The following is a 19,304-nucleotide window of genomic DNA, read 5'->3' on the forward strand; positions in this document are numbered from 1 at the left end:
TATTGCAGATATTAGTTATTTACCGAAAACGGTTAAGTGAATGTATCCATGCAGATAGGGCTCACCTATTTTTCGCTTTTCTAGGTAAACTTCATCTAGCGACAAGCTTCTTGTTGCGAGTAAACTTCCTAAACTATCTAAGTCGTAGGCCGTCCATTTGCTAAAACCAATCTCATATTGGCTTTCTACCCAAGCAGAGTTAGCCATGGATTTTGAACCTTTTTCTTTAATAGTTGCTCCGTCCCACCAGCTCGATAAGGCATTGCTGATGTATGCTGCTTCGTCACCAACTGACGAGGGAATAACGGCCTCAGTTAACGGTGCTGAGTTTTCAATAGAAATGATGATGGTGAAGACACCTTTTATTTGTTCAGTTATATAGTTGCGCTCTTGAGCCCACTCTTTTAACTGTTTGAAGTTCCCCCCCTCATTTGGCTCAACCGTGAATACAGTCAGTTCTTTCTTGCTAATGGCTTTCTTAATTTCCCAGCCCTGTAACGATTTCACCTCTAATAAATCAAAGTAAAGCCTGGCTAATTGAAATTTCGCATTCGTGCCCGAGACCTGCAGTTTGTCAATAAGTGGTTGGTAGATGTTGACTGCTTTTGGCTCTTCAACTTCCTCAGGAAATGCTGCATAGAAGATCATAAAGGCCATTAACACGACACTTACTGCAGCTAATGCGATGTTTCGGACGGAAACTGGGATTTGGATTTTTGAAGACTTAATAAGTTGGTATTTTTCAAGTTTTTCAAACTTGTTAATGTCCAAGTTACTATCTTCAAAAGCACTAATATTTGGAAATAATTGATTCGCTGTTTTATTGTCAGGTCCGTCTGCCTTGTAAAAAACCTGTACCTTGTGCAACTCGATAAACTTTGAGATCACTGTTTCTATAAATGGCACACTTGCAGCGCTATCATTAAAAACATGAAACTCTTTGTACACACGGCCAGCCGTCATTAACGCGACATATACTGAGTCATTAAAAGTCTGTACAAATACCAGACTGTCATTGGTGTTAAGAGCCGCCTGCAAAGCCACACTTAATACCCAGCCTTCTTCCCCTGCTGAGTAAAGCGTAAAGTCCAAAGCGGAGTTTTTGATTAATAGATGGTACTTATTAGCAGTACTGCTCTTTAATGCTTGACGGAGCTTAGAGGTGCAATCAACACCCGTAAACTCAGTCTTGGCACTATCTATTATCCAATCTACTTCGAGATTAGCGTTTGTCATCATTACAAAATGCCCCCAATAATCGTTGGCGTTATCGCGATGATGGTTTCAACTCTGCGCTTAGATGAAGTTTTTGCAGTACCAAGCACATCTAAACCGGCATTAGTATCTTTTGAGATTTCAATCTCACTCGAATAGGCCGCAACGAGTAAGGTCTTGCCATTAGGGATCATGACAGTGTTGTCAAAATCCTTATCCGCGACTTCAGGGGCTTCAACATAAACATTACTCCCCTCTGAGCTTGTCGAGTCTCCCTCAGTTTCAACCGCGCCTTTCTTGGTTAAATTGACCAAAGCACTCATATTAGTTGTGACGCGCATGATCACCTTGCCATCAACGATGGTAGGTAAAAGGTAAAGTGAGAACCCAGTTTCGACAGTTCCCTGCTTGATACTGCCCTCTGTACCAATATTTACCGTGTTTGTAATCGAACGCTCAAGGATAAAGTTAGTACGATCAATGGAGCGCAGCTTAGCCACTCGATTATTCATTGCGGTGCTCATAGGCAACGTTTTTACGTTTACAGCGCCTTGGCTTTGCAGAGCCTTAAGTAGTATTTGAGATCCCGCGAATTGGCCATCAGTTCGAGTGAAGTCTAATAGCATCGGTGCAGAGGATGATGTTGCAGCTTGTTCGCCAAATATTGAGGTTGCCCCCATATCTACGCCTCTACCTGCCAACTCTTTAGCAACAACTTGCCAGTCCAATGAGCCCATCGTTTCATCAGTTGTCATCACGTCATAGACAACCATGCTTAACGATACTTGTTGTGTAAGCGTTTCATTCTCTTGTCGAATAAATTGTGCTGCTTTAGCTACGTTTGACGGGTAATCCTTAACGATTAATGTCGTCGTCGCGCCCATAAGCTGTACTTTGCCATCATCACTTAGCAGTAATTGAACTCCTTCAAGCATATCTTTAATAGCATTTAAGCTACCGGACGTATGAGCAAACTCGTCTTTAGAGCTAATAACAGTCGCTTTCGTTACCTCGATACTTTGCGAGCTATTATTAATTGTCTTTTCGCCTTTCTTGCCAATACCAAATTCTTCAATACCTGGCACCATGGCAATTTTGAACGAAGCAACTTTAAATCGTGACCAAGTAACAGACTTATCATGGATTTCAAAGCTATAACCAGAAGAGGCTGCTATCGCCTCTAGCGCGTCATAATAAGTTTTACCTTTTAGCGATAATTGAACATGAGTATTAATGTCCACTTCATCAATAAACTTAAAGTGAACCCCCATATTATTAAACGCTTGGTTTAATGCTGACTTCATCGAGCTTGAAATGCGTTGATCTACGATGGCTTTATTAGTCCAAGCTGGACGCTTAGCTTCATCTATAGTCACCTGCTCAACATAAATCCGCTTCATGATTTCAATATTGCTATAGCGTGGCTTTTGCGTTCTCATCTTTGCCGTCTTGATAATGTCGGCCTCAGATTTTTCTCTAATCTCTTTTGGACTTTCATATAATGCACAGCCTTGAAGCAATGCTGCAGCAGCGAACAAAGGGATCAGTATTCGAATTGACATATTCATCCAATTATCTCCTATAGCCAACAGTGACAATATCGTTAGGCCAAGCACGACCAATTAGACGTTTTGGTGATGTATATGGCTTTATCATCTCGTCTACCAAACCAAGCATGGTGTCAGACTCAATCCAAAAGTTATTAGGCATGAAATGCTTATCAGAGATGTCGCTATAAACAGTTTTGGCGGTAGTAAAACTTAAAAGAGCATCAATATTTGAACGCAGAGTATCCCGCTTAACTAAGAAACGGATCTTGCCATTGGTTTCGTTAATCTGCAGACGAGAGTTAAATGCGCCCATAGGATTTAGAAAACTGAACTCCTGTGGCAATAGCACATTTGAATAGTGCTCATATCTTGTTGGCGCCACATTTTTTAAATCGAAGTTCGCATCCACCGGCTTTGATTGAACACTCATAACGGGAGTTTTAACTACTTGCATATCTACTGGTGTTGGATCGATAAAGTGAGTATTTGCGGGACCACTTCCAGTAGAAGAACAAGCCGCCATAAAAACGCATAGATTGATTGCGCACAATTGCTTAGTTACACCCATGCATAACCTCCGTTGCAGAAATATTGAGACTTGAGTCTTTGGTGTATCGTTTAGGCATTAATGGAAGTCCATCGAAGAACTCATTAACAGCACGATTTGGATTAGTAATATCGATTTGGAAAGTTGAATCAAAGCGCCAATCTAAACACTCAGGTATGTCCGATGACCATCGGATAGTTTGGATCCCTAAGCGTCTTGCAAACAGGCCGAGCTCCAACCGGAATGAGTTGGGCTGAACCGTATAATACTTATAGGCGTTTACCCGTTTGATACTGTCGATTTCACTAGAACGTTTATTAATTAGTTCATCAAAACGACCAACTTCAGTGGCAATCTCTAGCTCTTTGGACTTAATGAGAGCTGCAAGCCCTGCATATTGTGCTCTAACTCTTTCAAGTTGATCACGCATTTCAATAATCGACTCTTCGCCTAATTTATCTGAAACTAGTGGCGAGAGCGTTTCAACTTGCCTTGCCTCTGCAGCCAAACAGATACTTGATAGAGCGAGGCCAATAACTACCCTCTTCATCACTATTCTCCCTACGCATTTAATTCGATGTAGCTATCATGACATTGACCGAATTTATGGCAGGGTGAAAAAGGAAAGCAGTTAATCCAATTAAAATTGAAAGCGAGCTCTAGAAGAAATCTGAGTAGTGGTAGGCTTTGTTAGAATAGGAATTAGTGAGTTCGCCATTTGCAGCAACATCAATGAAGTTTGGCGTAGTAACACCACTGGTATTTGTAGTCACTATTGAGATCGATTGTTGTAAAAAATTTAGCTCTATCTGATGCCTTAAATCTTCTTCAGAGTGACAATCAATAACGGTACTAAACGATTTTATTTGAACACTTTTCTTAAGCTCACTCATGTTCGTTCCCTCAACAGTTCATCGAATGAAAAACGTTTTGTCTGCTCCAAATATTGATGCTGAATACTGCTACATGCTTTCTTGTATATGCTTTGGGGAATAGTTGTACAGTAGCGAGCATCGATTGATATTGACTCATAAGAACTTACGTCTTGCGTATTAGAGTTAATGAAGCAACTCACTCTCACCCAAGGTTGAGCATCCATGTGATATAGCTTATTCATAAACTCAATACTTTCTACATTTTCATATTGGGTAACAATCCCGATTCTTCCGTCATACCCACCATCTAGAATGACACTTTTATTGTGATTGGCCCAATGCGTACCACTGAGTTTTAAATCAGCGCCATCATTTAAGATAACGGCAACGCCCTCCCAAATCGGATCAATATTTAAGTTGCTTTGACTAGTCAGATATAACTGCCTTAAAAAATCATTTTCGGCATGTAAGGTTTGTAATCTAGGTAGTAAGAGAACACTCATAAATTGCATCGCCGTCGAGTCAGGAAATCTATGCGAATACGTTAGCATTAATGGAAAATCACGCTTGGTAATTGAGAACATCAGAAAACCAATTGTTTATGAATACCGACTCTATTACTTCAGACCATTTTGTAAAAAAATGCCCCGCATAATGCAAGGCAAATTTTATTACATAACGATGATCCCGCTCTCATGCATTAGCGCATAATTAGATCTGACTACTTGCTCTAACTCAGAAACGTCATTTGGGATCCCTTGGCCACTAATTGATAACCAACAATCCGATTTAATCGGATTGTAACCAATCTGACGAACCTCACTATTGCCAGGCGTAAGACCAAGCTCTTTTGCAAACTTAAGAGCATTGCGACCACGATATAAGAGATTACCTCTCAAAAATGCGTGTACAGTGCGGGTTATTTTATCTCCTCTTTCAAGACGAGATAACGTGTCTTCTCGACCACTAGTTTGTACAACCATTTCAACATCTGACAATAAGACCAGTGCATTACTAAACTTAACAATTTCACTCTTAGCATCACGTAGAGAGTAAATTCGTTTGTGGCTTTTGCCCATAGCGCGTTTGTTCAAATATACCTCAAAGCGTTTAGGTGTCATGTGTTGTTCCTCAGTTGAAGCTTATGCGCCTAACGGCACATAGAGCTGATGGTGAATACTGGCGATGGCCAGTGAAGAGTAGGCATAAAAAAACGCAGCTATAAGGCTACGTTTTGTTAATAGCTAGACGGACGTCTTAGCTGTGGTTTTTACGATTAAGTAAGCGGTATCCAACTACAGTTACAACCGTACCAATTACGATGTAACCTAGTAGAACTAAACCGACAAATGTTTGAGTCTCCATATAAGTACTCATATTAAAGTCTCTTAATTAGAGAATAGCATCGAGCTTATACACAGGTCAATTTGTGACCATTCATCCTTTCGACTGCCCTTCTAAGTACACAATTTTTAAAACATGTAACCCAAAATGAATTTCAATTAGATTTACGCCAATTAAAATCATATAGACAGACACGTCTCCCGAAACCGCACTTGCTAAACCAATGGTCGCAGTTCCCAAATCCAAGCTAGTAGTCAAAAAGACGTTGAAGAAAAAACGTCTAGTCGAAATTCTAGATTGAACCGAGTTATAAACTACGATGATCCAATGTATTAGCAACACGCTGAATCCAACCACAATTAATGTAGCAGGGATCAACGAAATGGAATCGTTATCGGTTATTAAAGCTTGAGCACCAAGAAAGATGGTGAAGACAGCAACAGTAGACAAGCTACCGTTTATGCTGATCAAGAGTTTGCTTAACATTGTTATTCCTCCAAATATAAGAGAGGAATAACCCCAAAGGGTATTCCCCCCTTGGGTGTTTGCTTCTAATGAAGCGTGGTTTTATGCGTAACCTAATTTACGTAGCACCGGATAAACCAGTGAGTAGTGAATGCCTAAAGCAACAGGCGTAAGTAAACCAAGTATTACAAGTTGAATAGCTGTTTCCATGATGTTTCTCCTTAATTTAGATAGGAGAAACCCCTAAGGGATATTCTCCCATCGGGTGCATGAATTATTACTAATTCAATGTTTTGATATGCCAACTCACTTCCGCAGGAAAACTATTCCCGACTCGTTTCACGTTTTCATAAGGCAAGCCTTTATAAATACGTGATTTATTTGAGTTATTAATTGAATAATACAGAATGTAATTGTCTGATTTCATAGCTTCTCCAAGTAGATGGAGAAACTACCCCTAGAGATAAGGATCTCCAGGTTAATCGAACTTTGGCAAGTGTTGAACACTATATAGTGTGTCGGGTATAACCCCGCTAGTATGCTACCAGCTAGCTTTTTCTGCTAAAAAGCAGAGAAAATCGTTGATACAGTACATATAGAATTTAGTTTCTGTATGTGCCGTGTTGGTTCGTTTTACTCAAATTTATAGTATGACAACAAAAGGAAATGTACAAGTTTTAGACAAGCAAGAGCATGAATTAACTTTTAAGAAAATCATCTAAGGTCTCATACATTGTCGCGCTTTCAATGATCACAGAGTGAAACCCACAAGTCGCATGGCTGCACAAAATACCTATTGATAAAGCCGTTTCGTGCTTATGAGACAATGCAACCACTCGACTCGATGACTGATCACTACACCTAACGGCAAAGCATCCTTGTGAATGCTTAGTTTGGTCCCACACCATACAACCACCTTTGTCACGGTGCAAAAGATATGCTTCTCCTTGCTGAATTGGCTGCGGGTAACAAACCACAGCAGACAGATCAAAGCGCTTTATATCAAACACACTGCCAGTTCTTAATGATGACTCATAGCTATCGTATATTGCTTGAAACTCTGAATTTAATTTTGCGATGGCACGAAATCGTTCATGATTTTGCCTGTTCTTAGAAAGGTTGCCAACTATCTCGTGACGCCCTAGTTTGGGAATATGCGACCAGTTATCCATAGTGAGTTCGGATAGAAACTCACTGATACTCAACTCTACCACCTCTGTTACAGCATTATCTCGTACCAATATTTGATGTGCGTTATGCATCTCTGCTTATTCCTCTATCTGTGAGCGACAAGAATTGTAAGAGACTTATGAACACCAATTTTCCCTGCGTCCTTTCCACTTACGCCCAAGGTTTTTATTAATAAGTAGACGAGACAAGCTTTCACCATCTACCACTACATCTGCAAGAACCCTCTTATATCTATCTTGTCCTACGTTATATAACCTAACTTCACTCGCGCTCTCTAGTACTTGCCGAGCATAGTCTCTTGCTTCAATTGCGCCACGAATTTCGGAATCACACTGACCTTTGATTTCGGGGGTATCGATCCCCCTTAGTCGAACACGCTGATCTTTTGCATAGCCGGGCAAATACGCTCTAAATGTGTCACCATCATAGACAGACTTTATTGAAGTAACGACAATATAGTCTTGAGCAACAGTGCTAGTGGCTGCAAACAATCCAAATGCAAACGCAATTAATGACTTTCTTATTTCATTCATCCGGTATCACCCATTACTATTGCAGCTGTCCCCTTAACGGCTGCTTACGTTGAGGTATAAATATACAACGACTCATATATTACGCTTGATAAATTCGCCCTCAGCAAAACCCAATATCCAAACGGCTCAAAATAGAAAGGCCTCCCAAATGGGAGGCCTAATGGGTAGTGAGCCACTAAATTTGTGACTAACTTTGTGGTTACGCTGCCTTAACAACTCCAAGAAGTAATTGGTAATCGTTAGATAACTGCAAATTGCTATCAAAACAATCTTCAACTTCTTCAAGTGGAAGGTCTAATTCTTCAGCGGCCTCATGTTTGGATTTTAGCCAGCCGACTAAACGACCAAACTCGACATTAAGCTTACAAATAAATGACTTTGAGAAACTTAGATGCAAGTTCCCGTTTTTGAACGCTTTTATCTGAAATAATTGCTCTTTGGTTTCGTTGGTATGATGGTAAAAATGAAAAATACATTTTTTACCAGATTCCCAATCAAAATCACCTGCTCTTTCACAGCCATGTGTGTCATAACCCAAGTTATGAGCGACTGTACATAGATCATTAACAAAGCTCGCAGCCCTTTCGGCCAGTTCACCTCGTCTATGAGACCAGTAAGTGTCTAATCCACCAACTCTCGATAATACAATCCGATAGTCAAATTTGTAGTGACTTAGGTCGTCAGGTTTTCTGCAATATTTCCAATCTTCATCGGTGAAAACACGACTATTTGACTTATAGAGGATCACATTTGCTTTTTCCAACATCGTCGAATAGCAATCTATCAACTGCTGATCGAAATACTGGTTAGCATTTTTTATCACCCACTCCAAAATGCCGAAAGCATTTCCAGAGGTAAAGTCAACATGCGTGTTCTTAGTCAAAACACTGAACATCTCACTTCGACTCGTGGCCGTAAGTCTATCCGTCACTTTTTCTAAGTTCTCAAATAGTAGACGCCAATATTTATCCTTTAAGCTAGCTGCTTTTTGTTTTAGCCCACCAGCTAACACTTTTTTATCAATGTCTAATTCACTTAAAATCGAACCGTCAACATCACATATAGCACTATAGGCATTAAGTAGCTTGTTAAAGTCTCTTTGGTATAACTGTTCAAGAATGCTTACTAAATCTTGTCCAGCAACCAACTGAGTTTGTATTTCATCTTTAACAGCATCCCCAATGTCATTTGCATTGTCATCGTTTGTATTAAGTGGAAAATTAGTATCAAACCATAAAGTAAACGGATCAACATTTAGGTCCGGGCTTCTATAACCATATACCTTAGCAGCCAATTCAATTTTCAATACATCAACTTTCGCTCTTGCAGGCCTATCTGCAACAGTGAAATCCGTTTGGTGTATAACCTCTACCTTAGCTTTTCGTTGTTTGATAGCGTCTGCAATTGCATCTGATTTAGCCCACCTTTCCGGCAGTACTAAAAATACAAAAGTGGCTTGAGCTTCCAAAATTATTTTTTGTGCCCACATTTCAAACTCAGAAAATGGAGGGTTACTGAAAATCACATCACATCGCTTGTCTAACAACGTCTGCTCGTGAAAATCTGTGCCAATGATAAAAATATCAGCGTCCAAACTCTTGATTAGTGGTTTAGATTTTTCAATCGCGTACCTAGTGCCATTGGTTAAATACTTCAATGAACGACCGTCACCAGCTCCGACATCGAGTAACGACTCGTTTCCTTTCAAGTGACTTTTTACACTAGCTAAAATGTCATCGGTTGTTGGATACCAGTTGTAGTCGCAGTTCTCAGCTTTGATTGTTTGCAATAATGCATTTGTAGTTTTCATGTTGTTCCTTAATCATATTTTGAAAAGGAACTCCCCCCAAAGGGCGAGCCCTTTAGGGTTAGATAGTTATGGTGTTAAATTAAATTATGCTCCGCAAAACTGTAGAAAGATCCTGTTCCATATACCAAATGGTCTAGAGTGTCGATTTCCACAGTGCTAAGTGCGTTTTTAATTCTGGTGGTCATATTTTTATCTGCGCGAGAGGCCACAGCATCTCCCGACGGGTGGTTATGGCATAAAACAACCGCTGCAGCATTATGCTTAAGCGCTGTTTTGACTACCTCACGAGGATAAACACTAGCCGAATTAATAGACCCATAAAACAACACCTCAATTTCGATGACATGATGTTTCGTATCTAACAAAATCATCCAGAACTCTTCTCGCTCAAGTCCCATCATCAATGGCAGAATATAGTTTCTAACTTCGTCTGGATTAGTGAAAGCGACTTTATCAACCAGAAAACGCTTAGCCTGGTTGCCATTACATTCACCAATTCATCAAATGAACCAGTCCCTTTAACGGAATACTCGCCATTCGTCTCTTGTAGTTCAAACATGGTTATTTCCTCTCGATAATGCGTTATCCCCAAGGGGCGTATCCGCATTTAGTTGAATACCACCAATTAAAATTGGTTGCCGGTACTAGTGAATTGTTTGATTATCATCGTGTTCATATTTAGATAGCTCTATTTTGAGCATCTCTATTTTTGAACATAAGTAATCAATGGTCTCCACTGCGCTATCTGATAAAGAAGAAACCTTTTCAGATAGCAATTGGTAACGCTCTACAGAATTTGCATGAGCAATAGTCGCAGCAGTATGGCTTTCGCAAATATGAGCCATCAGCGCTTCAACAGCTGACTTTTGAGATTGCGATAAACCTAGAGTTTCAATCTCGCGCACAAGGGCAAAAATCTCATTCTCAGTTAATTGGTGTGAACTCATGTAGCCTCCATTTAAGTTGGTATGAGTTTATGTTGCAGTTATTGGTTAACATCAAAAATGATGTGACGAGCATTGCTCCGCTAGTAGACCACCAGCTAGGTTTCGCTGCCGTTGGCAGAAAAATGGTATGACATATCGCATTTGTAGCATGACGCTACAGATACATAATGAGGGAGTTGATTACTCGTGAAATACGAATGTGGTGTTGGTTGGGTATCTATATGAGATACGGATGAAATAAAGGCCAAAGCCTTTGTCTTTAAGTTAGCAAACTAGTAAGTATCAATCAATAAACGTTGCCTTTGATAACAGCAATTAAATATTAGCCATTATTTAGAAAAAAGCATTAAGCCACATAAGACGTCACTAATTGGTTTACAACCCATTGTTATCATGATCAACTTCTATTTATATTGCCGGTACACCCAGTATTTTAAAAATATATAAGATCTTCTCACTTCTACTTGATAGGCGTTTAGAGATTATCGGGTGCATTTTGATCCAATCCCTAAGCTTGTTAGCACTCGGTGATGTTAAAAATGAATCATTATTCCTATATGGAAGTTCAAGATAATGAGTGCAAATCGGAAGCCCAAATTCAGTTGAAAGCAATAGCCTTTCATTGTCAGTTAATCCATTGAGTTCTTCTACGGCCTCATTTCCCCATCGCGTAAGATGCCAACCAGTAGCAGTTAAACCAAGATGTTTATTCTCGTCCGTATGCCAGATCTGACTATGCAATATCTCTGCATTTATTGAAGTCTCTGTTCTTAATATCAACCCCCAATAACTATCTAAAAATAGAGTGAATTTTTGTTTATTTAAGGGAAATGTGTAAATTTTTCTATTGTCTGGGATCCTAGCCATTATTGTTACCTATCTAATTCATTCAATTTGCTTTAGTTACAACTGGACTGATAGTACTAGTAAACTTATCACAGCTAGCTATGTAGAGCATTCAAATCACTTTTAACAACCAACTGCAACACTCTAGACTAGATTTTTATTAGATATTTGGTATTTACAAGCAAGAAAAGCCCCGCAATAGCGAGGCTTTCGTAGTTAAAACTTGGATATATCAAACAGCATTAAAGTTGAAGTGCAGTTCACAGCTACAAGCCTTTGCATAGTTAAGCAAAGTCTTAATAGTCGGATTGCCTTTACCTTTTTCAAGCCTAGATATATTAGCTTCTTTAGTCCCCATGCGTTCAGCAACTTGTTGCTGAGTTAATCCCGCAGAATTACGCATTTTAAGCAAAGTACTAATCAACTCGAACTCAGGTTTGAGAGCTTCATACTCCTTCCTAGCTTCTGGATCAGCTAACACTTTGCTACTAAGAGAATCAAGGCTAGTGGTTTTAGATAAAGTGGTCATTTTTCACCTCATTCATACGCTTTAGTGCTAAGGATAACTCCTTTTTTGGTGTCTTCTGGCTTTTCTTCACAAACGCATTGAGAACGATAATATTAGGCCCATTTAGATAACAGAATAAGCCTCTGCAAATACCGTCCTTTGCTTTAGCGCGTAACTCAAATAACCCTCCACCTAACGATTTGGAGTGAGGCTCACCAAGATTGGCGCCATGTTCTTGAACGAGCTCAAGAAGATGAATCATTCTAGCTCTAAGGCTAGTCGGCATATCTAGAATGGCTTCCTCTACACCGTCATAAAGATTAACAGTCCATTTCACTGTATTAATCCTTTTATTTAAACTTATCATAAATGATAAGTTTGGTTTTTGTCAAAATCCGATTACATCGTGATCAACCAACATTGCGAACAATTACGATAAAAGCGCCATTACTGGCGCTTTTTAGCGTGGTTAATCAAAAATGTAATGTCGCTCTTCTGTTTGAGAAACAACCTCAACAGCCGGCAATGCATGACTATTTACAGCTAAATGCAAAATCTGACTAGCATCATAGTTTCCGCTGTAAGCTGCCGTAAAACCGAGAGACTGCCAAAAGGCCAAAGTATCTCCCGAGCCCAAGTTTGCACTTTTCAACCGCAAGTATTTGATGTGAGGCGGCAAGTTCTTTAGAAAGTCTTTAAACAACGACTTTCCAACTCCTTGATGCCGCTGAGCTGGTGGCACGTAGAGCATGTGGATTAGACAACGCTCTTCTTCGTGTTCGTGATCGAGATATGGCACTGCTGAATAAATATCTTCGTAACCAGTTTCGATGGTATCGACATTACTCATAGTTGCTCCTTAAATTTACTAAGGAGGCCCCCAAAGGGGATTGCCCCCTTGGGTTAATGGTTGTGGTTTAGTTCAAGTACTGCTCGACAGTCTTAATGTGCTCAGGTTGAACCAACTTGCAATCTTCAACTGAGTAATGAAATTCATCACCCAAGTCAGAAATTCCATTGTTAGTCCACTCAGCGTTATGTCCAAGCTCACCAAAACATTCAGCAACCAAGCCAACATCAATTGCTTGCTCTTTTGAAGTAGCGTAGATCAAGCGATGTGTCCGATGTTCGTAGCCACCGGATTGAATCACCAACCTTAAAACGTAGCAATTTTTAAGTTCAGATAGATGACTTACGCAATCTAAGCCTTTATTCAACATATCAACTGCTGTGTTTATCATTTGTGATTCGTCATCCCGGATCATCTCAAATATCTCTTTCGAAATAATAAGAGGTGTGGCCATAGCCGAGCTATCGATACATGGTGTTAACTTGATACTGCCGTCTTCGCAGTTCAACCAACCAATTGATCGAATACGATTACTTGTCATCATGATATTTTCCTTTTGATGTAAAGCAGTACCCAAAGGTACTGCTTTAGAGTTGGTAAGTTGGTGACTAGATAAGAGCTAGAGGTGAATGACTACAGCGAACAATCCGATACCCACTCGGGCATTTGATTTCTTCTGCGTGGTCAAACACTCTTAACGCTTCTTCTAGTAGCTCACCTTTAGAATAGGCCTTTTGAAAGGTGCCAATACTACTGATCAATCCGTCAGAATAAGGTGTACCTTTAATTCCCTTATCGGCATCAGAACGAGCAGCAACAAAGGCCTCTCCGTGAAGCCCAGTTGAATTAGCAATTTCTTGCCATACATGGTTTCGACTATGCAAAGGTAATGTGTTAACAACAAAGGCTGCCCAGATATAGCTGAAGCAATATCCAAGCACTTCCGGCACGTTCGCATAAGAAAAATCATAGTCTGTGCACTGTAAGCCACGATTATTCAATGCGTCCGTGTCCATCGAACATCGGCCCTTGCCATAATTTAAAACTGAGCCCTCAGTACCTAAATAGCCTTTGGCAATTAAATGCTTCAATGGCGCGCTTGCTGATCTCCGACTGATTGAAGTCCTGGCACTAACTTTAAAGTCATGCTCCAATTCTTCGCGAGTAGGTAAGTCAGGGTTCGCATAAGACTGAGTTTTAAATGCAGTTTTCATATTTTTTCTCTCGTTTAATGAGAGCTCCCCTAACGGTTCGCCCCCGTTGGGTTAATGGTTAGTTAGTTTGCTGGTGGATAGCTGAAACTCTATTGTTCAATGCTTGAGGCAGATTGACCTTGTGGCATACACCACTGAAGTAAGAATCAACGCGAAACAATTCAGAAAAAATAAAAAATACCTTTTCTCCATGATTACGCATCTTCGCAGCATTGCTGACGTCATCGCTATTTCTAACTACTACGACATCACCTTTTACTTCATTTTGATGACGTTCGTAGAACTGTAAAATAGACTCAGGCGCCTTATACAAAGCGATTCTCGCGTGATAATCACTCAGTAAGTGATTAGCAGCATTAATCAGTTTGGTGTGATCTTTTTTACTAATGGTTGGAGTGTTCATGTAATCCCTCTTAGTGGTAAAGGGATCAGTCCCAATAGGGATGATCCCCTATGGGTTGTGGTAAGTGGTAAACATCAAAATGATGAGACGAGCATAGCTCCGCTAGTAGACCACCAGCTAGGTTTTGCTGCCGTAGGCAGAAAATCGGTATGACATATCGAATTTGTAGCTGTGGGCTACAGATGCGGAATGAGTGAAATGGTTAATCGTGAAAGGCGAGTGTGGTGTTGGTTGTGTATCAATAAAGGATACCGGTTTAAATCAAGCTAAACCTGTAAATTAAATTAACAAACAACTAGCCATCTATCAAGAAATGCTTGGATTTAAGCATTCCTATCTAATCTTAAAATCTCGGTCTGCGAACCATTGGCCTTAGGCAAAGATTTGCTTTACGGCCAACGGTTAGAAAACACAATCTTCTTTATCAAGTTTACCGATGTTCAAAAATTGCCTTAAAACATCATCAGTTTCGATATTCGCAAGTTCATTAACGTCTAACCAAATAGACATTAAAGATAATTCAGTTTCAGGGTTTGCCATTTCTAGCGCAATGCAGCTTTGATTGTTCTCCGATGATAGATCGTTCCACTTATCAACATTGCCGACAACTCCGAACCACTCATGAGGGCATTGGGAAGTCATATCGCCATGCTTTATAAAAAAGTCAGTTTCTCTTTTAGTGATAGTGACAACCCCTCCTTTACTTGTCCTAAATACCCACATTTTCCGTTCAAATTCGTCTGTTACTTGCATGACCTAAACCCTATCTTCGGTCAATAAATGAAGATGTTCTTGCTGACTCAATTAAAGCCGCTTGCTCTCGCAATTCAGCTTGCTTAGTTTTACCCATTGAAACAGGAGTTACTATAACCATAGATTCAGAATTATTTGCTTCTACAACTGTCATTTCTTTTCCTTTATTGAGCTTTTTTAATTAACGCTTCAATTTCATCTACTGAGTGTGCAACCTGATATATGCTTTGCATTTTATAAGTTTCACCGTCATCAGAACCATCGACAACTGCTTTCATGGTAATCTGCGAACCTGGTTCTAAGTTCAGTGGACTGTTATATGAAACAACAGATTCAATGCATTCAGTTTGAACAAGCATATCACCTATTTCACAACCAGTAATTTCACGAATCAACTTAAGTTTAATAAATGCCAAGACAATACTCCTTTCCAATCACTGACCCAACAGACCAAGCAAAGTCATCGACATGTTGTTCGTGCCTAAAACCTAATGCAGTTGCAATAACATAAGTCGTTACTACCTCCTCACAATATTTAGCCATTGCTACCCCACTTACGGCCAGAAGCCTTTTTGCTACTTTATAGTTATGAGTCAAACGTTCCGAAAACAACTATCAGAGCATCGATAAATTCACCAGCTTTGGTATCACCAAGAAAGCATGGCTCAAAAGAGTCGTTAGCAATGTATTTTCTTTGCCCAGGCATATAAGTCATTGCATTCGGATTAGCCGATAAATATTCTTGAAATAACTTACTAACTTTCTGGCGCCCAAGTCCCGTATGCCGGTATATATCAACTGAAGTTACACTCCCGTTCAGCACAAGCTTTGCATCTATCAGTTTTTTTACTACATCATCAAGTAAGGCTCTAGACATACTACTTCCAATTTATTAGCTCAAAGCGTTGTTAAAACGAACCTGCTCTGCATCACGATCCAATTTGATTAACGGGCTTGTCTTCTCCTTGAACAAGCCTTTGTGTCCTTGAACACATGAAACACTATATATTTGACTCATGGTAAATACTTTAACATTAATTCTCCCCCTCGCTTGCTTAGGGTAAAACACATGCATTTCAAGGTTATCTTCATCATAACCAGCCTATATCCAGTGTACATATCCATGAGGAACATCAATCGTAACGGTTTTCACGATGCACTCTAATTGTCTATTAGGTGCAAAAATCTTAAATCGCGGGTTTACAAATGCTTTGAGCTGGAAAAAAGTATCAACCTGCTCGCCGTTTTCCAGCTCCATACTTGATTCTCTCTCACTTTTTTTTGTAAGTATAATTATTAATCAGCTTATACTTTGATACTTCCCGAATCACATTGTTATCTACTTGCTTAAAACACTGCTTTAATGCCGCAGCATAAGCATATCCATTTTTTGTAGCCAGATTCCCAATTGGTATAACTTTAAAGCAAAACTTGTCTCCCTTTGAGGACTCAAACGAACCTGAGCAATAAACACCATCTAAATCACCAAAATGTATAGGCTGATCTGACCCAACTAGTGCAGCGGCAAAGTCAAAGAGGTTGGACGTAGAAAGATCAACAGCCAGTACGTCATTGAGAATATTCGCTTTGCCCTTTTCGTCCATGGACTTACATAAAATGAACATCGTTTTATCCTGAGTATTGATTAGAAATGAATTATTTTAGAATTTTTTGCTAGTTTCAATAGGGCTTAAGCAGTCAACTAACTCGCTTATTAGTTCAATTTCACACTCAACTTCTTCGTCAGTATCCGAATAAAAAACAACTAGACCGTAAGCTTCTGAAGAATATCCTTCAATTTTTCTTCCTTTCCAACTACCAGAATAATCTGGTTCTCCAGGGAAGCTGTTAATACATTCAGGTTCACTATCTCTTAACGACATTCTAAAATTCTCTATCATTTGTCAGCTTGAATAGGCTCAAACTTTAAAACCAAATTATTGCCCCAATTTAACTAAACTTTCTGGCTGTGAAAATATACCAATAGCTTTTGTTACTGATTAAATCTTCAACGCCTTGAGCTCTCTTGCAAGCAATTCACAGTCTTTATCATTCAGCGCCCCGACTTGGCAAAATGACAGTAACTCATTTATGAGCGACTTTTGCTTAATCTGCTCCATTTCGCTCAATTTACCCATACATTTTGGCTTTTGCCCGAAGTAACTTTGGAGTTTAGCCGCAGCAACGCCCCTTAGTTCCTCGTCTACCAGTATCGCTTGTGAAGTAGCGCTTGCTTGAGTAACCACTAGCATTAAGCCAAAACTTAACAGTCTAAATATTTTCATATCAACTCCATCGAAAATAAAAAAAGCCCGCATAATGCGGGCTTCAAAGGGAGGTCTTAGCCAAATAAAGATGGTTGCAAGGCTTCTGCCTTAGCTGCATTCTCATTTTGAACTATTTGCTCCATGATTTTTTTTGGTACAGCTCGCGCCATAATGAGTTGATCAACCGGTATACCGTCAGGGTTTCTCAACGAATTAAGCGTTTGAGCTCGTTTTGCATCATCATTCAAGCGAGATATTGACCCCTTTGGGATCTCAATAACGCCAGACTCAAGCAGAGCTTTGAGCATTACAGTCGGGCATTTGTCTGTTAGATGACCACTATCCCGTAAACGCAGATAATACTCTTCGACAAACATCATCGCTTTCGCGCCCTCAGTAACGACTTTTAACTGCTTAGACTCAGTAAAACGAATCACTTGATTGCTTACACCATCTCGATAATAAACCATCGCTGCATCTTTATGTTCTCCATACAACATATCGTCATCCAATCCTTGCGAATCGGTATAATCAACATAATCGCCAAGAGGAAAATAAAGGTACTCAGGTGTAAAGGCTTGTTCAACTTCAACGGTCTCGGGGATCGGATAAAATTTGCCTTCGTTATACACTTCATGCCAAATTTTAAACGCTAACCCAGGCTCGCTTTCACCGCCCTCTCTTGCCCAGTGATACTGAATAGCCACCAGCTCCTTATAATCAACCAGTGAAATATCAAAGTTGCCTGTTTTCTGATAGCAATCGTATTGCAACGACAATACCATTCTCAACAGATTTGCTCGATATTCGAGGTTGTATTGGTTTATACCAACCTTGACCCACCCCTCTTTCATCTGACGACCAACAAGTGCTCGATGGTTATAACCGAACAGCGTGTTTAGCATATATCGCCTCAGCTGATTAAGTGGTTTCATAAATCCATAAGTTTCTGGATCAATTGATATTTGTGCCTCTAACGAGTCATCATTTTTGGACATACAGCACAGAACACAACCAAATCTGGCCCCACAAAATTTGGAACTTGCGCCTTTTGCGAACAAATCACATGTGCCGCCATTGCCTGCAGAGTAGTGCTTTTTCATTAGATTAAGGTTGTCCGAAAACGCCTCAATGTCACCGTCATCAATGATGCGAAATAGTGACCAGACATCATCCAGCGTCCAATCTTTTATCAATGATTGACTTAGACCTAAATCAGTCGCAACTATTCGTTCAGCACTTTCATTACGCTTTTTTAAGTTGGCAGCTCGAATCGCTGATTCATCATCTCTTGAGCCACTGACGGAACAGACTTTATTAGTTTGGTGTTTAGCCCCCACTTCTGCTAAAAACGCTTTCATGGGTAAGATTTTCCAACTATAAGCGCAATCTCTTGCCTTACTTGTTGTTTTTGCACTGCGTAAGAGCTTCCCGCGCCCTAGATATTCAACTAGGGGATTAGCAGCGAGTGATGGATTGAGTTCACGAGTGAAGATCGGAAGCCCATGCGTTTTAGCATAAATTTCGGCATCTTCATGGAGCGTTAACATGTAATCATGCAGCACCATGTTGTCCAAGCCCGTGTTTGTTGTCGCAATATACAATGGTCCCACATCAGGATTAATTGCTATTGCTCTGCGAAGTCCTTCAATGACGCACACTAAAGCTGCGCCTGAGTCCTTTCCGCTGAGACCAAGACAAACCACATAATTATCAAGAAACAGCTTTTCAGCCCTTGCTACAGTGGTTTCGTACTTAGGGTGATCATGTTCTAGCACATCATAATCATAATGAGGGTTAAAGGTTTGGATCACTTGGTTTGAATTGAACATATTGCCTCCGAGATGGAGTGAAATTCGTCCCTAACGGGATGAAGCTCAGTGGTGAATGGCAGAATGCCAAGAATGGTTAATACCAGAGGTATGTCGGGCAACGCCCCGCTTGTCGATCACAAGCTAGATCTTCACTGCACAGCAGTAAAAATGG

Annotated in this window: 28 protein-coding genes; all 28 read right to left on the reverse strand. The window is 40.1% G+C overall.

The window, feature by feature from the left end:
• Nucleotides 1-15 precede the first annotated feature (15 nt).
• On the reverse strand, nt 16-1,239 hold the full coding sequence (locus K5Q92_RS10870) for a hypothetical protein (RefSeq protein WP_220769028.1): 1,224 nt from the start codon (nt 1,237-1,239) through the stop codon (nt 16-18).
• Entirely contained in the window at nt 1,239-2,783 is a 1,545-nt protein-coding gene (locus K5Q92_RS10875) for a hypothetical protein (protein WP_220769029.1), read from the reverse strand. The genes K5Q92_RS10870 and K5Q92_RS10875 overlap by 1 nt, the downstream gene beginning before the upstream one ends.
• Nucleotides 2,784-2,787: 4 nt before the next feature.
• Nucleotides 2,788-3,333, reverse strand: coding sequence for a hypothetical protein (locus tag K5Q92_RS10880; protein WP_220769030.1), 546 nt, complete (start codon nt 3,331-3,333; stop codon nt 2,788-2,790).
• Nucleotides 3,320-3,862, reverse strand: coding sequence for a hypothetical protein (locus K5Q92_RS10885; RefSeq protein ID WP_220769031.1), 543 nt, complete (start codon nt 3,860-3,862; stop codon nt 3,320-3,322). The genes K5Q92_RS10880 and K5Q92_RS10885 overlap by 14 nt, the downstream gene beginning before the upstream one ends.
• A 109-nt stretch (nt 3,863-3,971) precedes the next feature.
• On the reverse strand, nt 3,972-4,205 hold the full coding sequence (locus tag K5Q92_RS10890) for a hypothetical protein (RefSeq protein WP_220769032.1): 234 nt from the start codon (nt 4,203-4,205) through the stop codon (nt 3,972-3,974).
• Nucleotides 4,202-4,690, reverse strand: a complete 489-nt coding sequence (locus tag K5Q92_RS10895) for a hypothetical protein (RefSeq protein WP_220769033.1) — start codon at nt 4,688-4,690, stop codon at nt 4,202-4,204. The genes K5Q92_RS10890 and K5Q92_RS10895 overlap by 4 nt, the downstream gene beginning before the upstream one ends.
• Nucleotides 4,691-4,858: 168 nt before the next feature.
• The gene (locus K5Q92_RS10900; RefSeq protein ID WP_220769034.1) at nt 4,859-5,308 is read right to left on the reverse strand and encodes a hypothetical protein; all 450 of its coding nucleotides are present in this window, start codon (nt 5,306-5,308) and stop codon (nt 4,859-4,861) included.
• Between the two features lie 316 nt (nt 5,309-5,624).
• Complete coding sequence (locus K5Q92_RS10905; RefSeq protein ID WP_220769035.1) at nt 5,625-6,017, reverse strand: hypothetical protein; 393 nt, start codon at nt 6,015-6,017, stop codon at nt 5,625-5,627.
• A gap of 677 nt (nt 6,018-6,694) precedes the next feature.
• A complete protein-coding gene (locus K5Q92_RS10910) occupies nt 6,695-7,258 on the reverse strand; it encodes a hypothetical protein (RefSeq protein ID WP_220769036.1) in 564 nt (187 codons plus the stop codon).
• 45 nt (nt 7,259-7,303) lie between these two features.
• A complete protein-coding gene (locus K5Q92_RS10915; protein ID WP_220769037.1) occupies nt 7,304-7,720 on the reverse strand; it encodes a thermonuclease family protein in 417 nt (138 codons plus the stop codon).
• 199 nt (nt 7,721-7,919) lie between these two features.
• On the reverse strand, nt 7,920-9,530 hold the full coding sequence (locus K5Q92_RS10920) for a DUF4942 domain-containing protein (protein ID WP_220769038.1): 1,611 nt from the start codon (nt 9,528-9,530) through the stop codon (nt 7,920-7,922).
• 74 nt (nt 9,531-9,604) lie between these two features.
• Nucleotides 9,605-10,027, reverse strand: coding sequence for a JAB domain-containing protein (locus tag K5Q92_RS10925; protein ID WP_308443584.1), 423 nt, complete (start codon nt 10,025-10,027; stop codon nt 9,605-9,607).
• A 147-nt stretch (nt 10,028-10,174) separates the two neighbouring features.
• Nucleotides 10,175-10,477 carry a hypothetical protein gene (locus K5Q92_RS10930; protein ID WP_220769040.1) on the reverse strand — a complete coding sequence of 101 codons (303 nt, stop codon included), beginning with the start codon at nt 10,475-10,477 and terminating at the stop codon, nt 10,175-10,177.
• Between the two features lie 408 nt (nt 10,478-10,885).
• Nucleotides 10,886-11,344, reverse strand: coding sequence for a hypothetical protein (locus K5Q92_RS10935; protein WP_220769041.1), 459 nt, complete (start codon nt 11,342-11,344; stop codon nt 10,886-10,888).
• A 211-nt stretch (nt 11,345-11,555) separates the two neighbouring features.
• On the reverse strand, nt 11,556-11,852 hold the full coding sequence (locus K5Q92_RS10940) for a helix-turn-helix domain-containing protein (RefSeq protein ID WP_220769042.1): 297 nt from the start codon (nt 11,850-11,852) through the stop codon (nt 11,556-11,558).
• Complete coding sequence (locus tag K5Q92_RS10945) at nt 11,836-12,168, reverse strand: type II toxin-antitoxin system RelE/ParE family toxin (RefSeq protein ID WP_220769043.1); 333 nt, start codon at nt 12,166-12,168, stop codon at nt 11,836-11,838. Before K5Q92_RS10945 ends, K5Q92_RS10940 begins: the two co-directional genes overlap by 17 nt.
• A gap of 132 nt (nt 12,169-12,300) precedes the next feature.
• Nucleotides 12,301-12,681, reverse strand: coding sequence for a GNAT family N-acetyltransferase (locus tag K5Q92_RS10950; RefSeq protein ID WP_220769044.1), 381 nt, complete (start codon nt 12,679-12,681; stop codon nt 12,301-12,303).
• 67 nt (nt 12,682-12,748) lie between these two features.
• Nucleotides 12,749-13,225 carry a hypothetical protein gene (locus K5Q92_RS10955; RefSeq protein ID WP_220769045.1) on the reverse strand — a complete coding sequence of 159 codons (477 nt, stop codon included), beginning with the start codon at nt 13,223-13,225 and terminating at the stop codon, nt 12,749-12,751.
• 64 nt (nt 13,226-13,289) lie between these two features.
• Nucleotides 13,290-13,895: a hypothetical protein gene (locus K5Q92_RS10960; protein WP_220769046.1), complete on the reverse strand. Its 606-nt coding sequence runs from the start codon at nt 13,893-13,895 to the stop codon at nt 13,290-13,292.
• Between the two features lie 58 nt (nt 13,896-13,953).
• Complete coding sequence (locus tag K5Q92_RS10965; RefSeq protein WP_220769047.1) at nt 13,954-14,298, reverse strand: hypothetical protein; 345 nt, start codon at nt 14,296-14,298, stop codon at nt 13,954-13,956.
• Nucleotides 14,299-14,700: 402 nt separating this feature from the next.
• Nucleotides 14,701-15,051 (reverse strand): hypothetical protein, encoded by a 351-nt coding sequence (locus tag K5Q92_RS10970; protein ID WP_220769048.1) that lies wholly within the window; start codon nt 15,049-15,051, stop codon nt 14,701-14,703.
• Nucleotides 15,052-15,061: 10 nt separating this feature from the next.
• The gene (locus K5Q92_RS10975; RefSeq protein WP_220769049.1) at nt 15,062-15,205 is read right to left on the reverse strand and encodes a hypothetical protein; all 144 of its coding nucleotides are present in this window, start codon (nt 15,203-15,205) and stop codon (nt 15,062-15,064) included.
• A 10-nt stretch (nt 15,206-15,215) separates the two neighbouring features.
• The gene (locus K5Q92_RS10980) at nt 15,216-15,467 is read right to left on the reverse strand and encodes a hypothetical protein (RefSeq protein ID WP_220769050.1); all 252 of its coding nucleotides are present in this window, start codon (nt 15,465-15,467) and stop codon (nt 15,216-15,218) included.
• Between the two features lie 170 nt (nt 15,468-15,637).
• On the reverse strand, nt 15,638-15,928 hold the full coding sequence (locus tag K5Q92_RS10985; RefSeq protein WP_220769051.1) for a hypothetical protein: 291 nt from the start codon (nt 15,926-15,928) through the stop codon (nt 15,638-15,640).
• 394 nt (nt 15,929-16,322) lie between these two features.
• The gene (locus K5Q92_RS10990; protein WP_220769052.1) at nt 16,323-16,676 is read right to left on the reverse strand and encodes a hypothetical protein; all 354 of its coding nucleotides are present in this window, start codon (nt 16,674-16,676) and stop codon (nt 16,323-16,325) included.
• A gap of 36 nt (nt 16,677-16,712) precedes the next feature.
• Entirely contained in the window at nt 16,713-16,934 is a 222-nt protein-coding gene (locus K5Q92_RS10995; RefSeq protein WP_220769053.1) for a hypothetical protein, read from the reverse strand.
• Between the two features lie 117 nt (nt 16,935-17,051).
• The gene (locus K5Q92_RS11000; RefSeq protein WP_220769054.1) at nt 17,052-17,336 is read right to left on the reverse strand and encodes a hypothetical protein; all 285 of its coding nucleotides are present in this window, start codon (nt 17,334-17,336) and stop codon (nt 17,052-17,054) included.
• Between the two features lie 56 nt (nt 17,337-17,392).
• On the reverse strand, nt 17,393-19,150 hold the full coding sequence (locus K5Q92_RS11005) for a hypothetical protein (RefSeq protein ID WP_220769055.1): 1,758 nt from the start codon (nt 19,148-19,150) through the stop codon (nt 17,393-17,395).
• Nucleotides 19,151-19,304: the final 154 nt, after the last annotated feature.

This window comes from Shewanella sp. MBTL60-007 (assembly GCF_019654915.1).
Classification (GTDB): Bacteria; Pseudomonadota; Gammaproteobacteria; order Enterobacterales; family Shewanellaceae; genus Shewanella.